Consider the following 3,398-nt stretch of genomic DNA (forward strand, 5'->3'; position numbering starts at 1 on the left):
TCAGCCGGAAGAGTGCGGCGCGCGGGTCTGCGGTCCCGTGAGGGAGATGAGGCGTCTCACGCCCGCTGCAAAGACAATGCTACCGCAGTAATTCCAATTAAGCAACGAACGGGGCTGCGTTGTCCCGTTCCCGGGAGCGCGGCCCCGCCCGGCGTCAGGCGGACAGAGAAGCGAAGGCGGCTTCGGCCTCTCGGGCGGCGGTGAGGCGTGCCTCTGCGGCCGCCTCGTGCCGACGGAGTTCGGCGACTGCCTGCGCAGGAGCCTGGCGCAGCTGGTCCACCCGGTTCTTCCCGGCGACCAGGCGCAGCACGTCCACGTCGTTGCGGTCGCGGTAAGCGACCGCGAGCGCCCGGATGACGCTGCTGATCCACGCGGCCGTGTGGGCGGGCAGCGGACGGTCGGGGCGGTCGGCCCGCCGGACACCCGGAATCGACTCGGGCAGCGCCAGCGTGAACGCCCCGGCGTCGGTGCAGTTCCACGAGCCTCGCAGCCGGATGCCGTTGACCACCGGCTCGCCCTCCCGGCCCGTTCCGTCGGGGAGCAGACCGGCTCCGAGCTGGACGCTCACCCCGCCGGGGAGAGGGTCGCGGCTGAGGCGCACCGGGCCGACCGTGAAGTCTCCGCGCACCCGTGCGCCCCCTGTCACGCTGTAGGTGATCGTCCCGTCGCAAGGGTTGAGCCGGGGGCGGGCCGAGAGGATGCCGGTGCTGCCGCTGATGGGGTCGAGGTAGTCGATGTGGAGGAGCGGCGGCAGAACCGGCAGCGCCGGGGTGTCGGCCTGAGCGACCGCCTCCAGCTCCTGGAGGACGGACCAGTGCTGCCTGATCTGGGCGCGGATGCTGTCCAGCTCCCGCTCCATCGCCTCCCGTGCCGCCTGGCGCGGGGTGTCGGGCTGCTGCTGGGCATGGCGCGCGGCGGCCCTGACAAGCCCGAGTCGGTTGGGCCGGGTGGCCCAGTGCGCGACCACGGCGCGCACGACTTCGGCCAGCGACCGCGCTGTGCTGCGCGGAACGGGTCGCAGTGTCCCGTCCGACCTGACCCACTGGCCGCGCGCGTCCAGCCGGGACGCATCCGGCAGCGCATCGACCGCGAGCGGCCCGCACTCGCCACGCACGCGGGTCCGGCGGATGCGGGGTTCGTCCACCCGCTCGCGCTGCGGCGTCTCGGGATGATCGCCGTAGATGACCCGAACGAGACAGGTGTCGCTTCCGGGGGCGGTCTCGGGGACGACGATGAACGTGCCGCGGATCTCGTCACCGGTGACCTGATAGCGGGCATGCCCGGTGAATCGGTCGAACATCCCGACGGCGGGCACGGTGACGTCCTGGCGGAGAACGAGCCGTAGCTCGGTAGGTGAGTGGAAGGACAAGAGGTTCTCCTGGATCGGCGGTTTCCCTCGGGCTGTGTAGGGCCGCAGCCGGCGTGGCGCGCCGTCCGCCCGAGCGATCTCAAGTCTACCGCAGTAAAACCAATTAAGCAATATCCGGTCTGAGGGTCTCGCCGGTCCCGTATAGTCAGGGGCACCGACGCGGGGTGGAGCAGCTCGGTAGCTCGCTGGGCTCATAACCCAGAGGTCGCAGGTTCAAATCCTGTCCCCGCTACTTCTCACTCAGGCCCCGGCGCGTCCGCCGGGGCCTGAGTCGTCCGTGGCGCAGAAAAGCCGGACGTCCATGTCACACGGACACCACATTTCACGCCTCTATAGGCACGTAGATACCCGACCGGGTTCCTCGATGCCACGGAGGCGACATGCCCGCTGCTTCATCACCCATCCCCTGCTCGGTTTCACCGGTCGGCATCCCCGTGACGTTCTTCGGCGCAAGGCGGTCGCGAGGCCTGTCCCGACGTGCCCGCCGTGGCGACGTGGAGCACCACCTGCACATCACCGGCCCGCTGAACCAAGCGCGCACCAGCGGTGGCCTCCGACAGCAGTGAACACCGCAGTCCAGCAAGGGATCTGATCTGGAGCATCATGACCACTCTCTCCGCGCTCCCCTCCACCGCCCCTGTGTCGGTCCACCGACATTCCGAGTTCCTTCACCCGGGTTCCGTGTACCGCCTCGGGCAGATCACTCATCGCCTCCTCCAGGAGGCCGAGACACTCGACGCGAACAGTCCGATCTCCGACCTCGCCCGCTGGCGAGCGGCCGCCCTGGTTGTCATCCAGTCCCTCTGCCAGCCCGAGGACCCCGCATGGCAGATCCTTCGCCCCGATGCGCCGTGGACCATGCCGAGCACCGCCGACTGCGACGCACGGGAGGAGATGTTCGCCGAGGGATGGGCGATCACGTGCGGCGTGCTGGAAGGCCTGCTCCACACGCTGCCGCTGCCAGAACAGGACCGCCCGGAACCAGCAGAGCCTCCCGTCCCCGTCGAGCGAGAACAGGCCATCGACTGGGCCAGGCTGCCCTTCCCCCAGCCGTCGGCCGGCATCTACCTGATGTTGCTGGGGTCCCCCCAAGTGCACGGTGCCCGAGGCCGCGTCGAGACCAAGCGTCTCTCGCGGCTAACCGAGTACGCGATCTGGCTCCACCTGAACCCCGGCACCGACCGGCACGCCATGGATGCAGCCCTGTGGCCAGAACAAGTGACGCGCGCGGACAGCCGCAACACGGCCATGAGCCGACTGCGGGCCTGGCTCGGAGTCGACCACTTCCCCAAGTGGACCCCAGAGAGCGGATACGTCCTCGCCCCGTCAGTCACCAGCGACTGGAGCCAGTTCCGCGCACTTGCTGCCCTGGGCGAGAGCGATGGCTCGCCGACCGGCACACGATGCCTGCGCGCCGCCCTTCAGCTCGTCGAGGGCCCACCCTTCGCCGAAGCCATACGTCCGGACTGGTACGGATGGGCAGCCCCCTACCTCCGGGAAATGACCGAGGCCATCATGAGCGCGGCGCGGGAACTGGCCCACCGCTACCTCCAGGACGGCGACCTGCCGGGCTCGAGGTGGGCAGTCAAGCGCGGCTATCGGGCGCTTCCGGGCGGACTCCAGCAGTTCAAAAGCGCGGCCGAAGGAATCACCAATGCACATACCGAACCCGACGGGCTACGCCAGCTCGCCGACCAGATGACGTACACCCCCGTGCCCGACCCGCCAGCACACAAGCAGACGCTGCTTGGCTGAGTCAGTGGACTGTACAGATGCCGCCGCAGTGCACCGCCCCGCAGGCGGCGGGAGGGCTCGTGGCGGATGCAAGGATTGACCGACCCGTCGCGCCGCTACGCCGCGGTGCGATGTCACGAGATACGGAGATGCTGTATGAACCGAAGTGGCGTGTTGACCGAACTATCCTAAGCGTTTTCGCAGGTCAGCAAGGGTTTCTGCTAGCTTCACGCCATGCCTGATGAACAGGGTCCCGGAAGGGACTTGAAGAGCTTTGTGCTGCCCGAGATCGGTC

2 protein-coding genes and 1 tRNA gene are annotated in these 3,398 nt (G+C 68.7%); 2 read left to right on the forward strand and 1 reads right to left on the reverse strand.

The window, feature by feature from the left end; translation table 11 throughout:
* Positions 1-154 precede the first annotated feature (154 nt).
* Positions 155-1,369, reverse strand: a complete 1,215-nt coding sequence (locus RM812_RS41085) for a hypothetical protein (protein WP_311585970.1) — start codon at positions 1,367-1,369, stop codon at positions 155-157.
* Positions 1,370-1,527: 158 nt separating this feature from the next.
* On the opposite strand from RM812_RS41085, the gene RM812_RS41090 reads away from it, so the two are divergent.
* Positions 1,528-1,601, forward strand: a tRNA-Met gene (locus tag RM812_RS41090).
* A 314-nt stretch (positions 1,602-1,915) separates the two neighbouring features.
* Positions 1,916-3,124, forward strand: coding sequence for an AfsR/SARP family transcriptional regulator (locus RM812_RS41095; RefSeq protein ID WP_311585972.1), 1,209 nt, complete (start codon positions 1,916-1,918; stop codon positions 3,122-3,124).
* Positions 3,125-3,398 lie beyond the last annotated feature (274 nt).

Source organism: Streptomyces lancefieldiae, assembly GCF_031845825.1.
GTDB lineage: Bacteria > Actinomycetota > Actinomycetes > Streptomycetales > Streptomycetaceae > Streptomyces > Streptomyces lancefieldiae.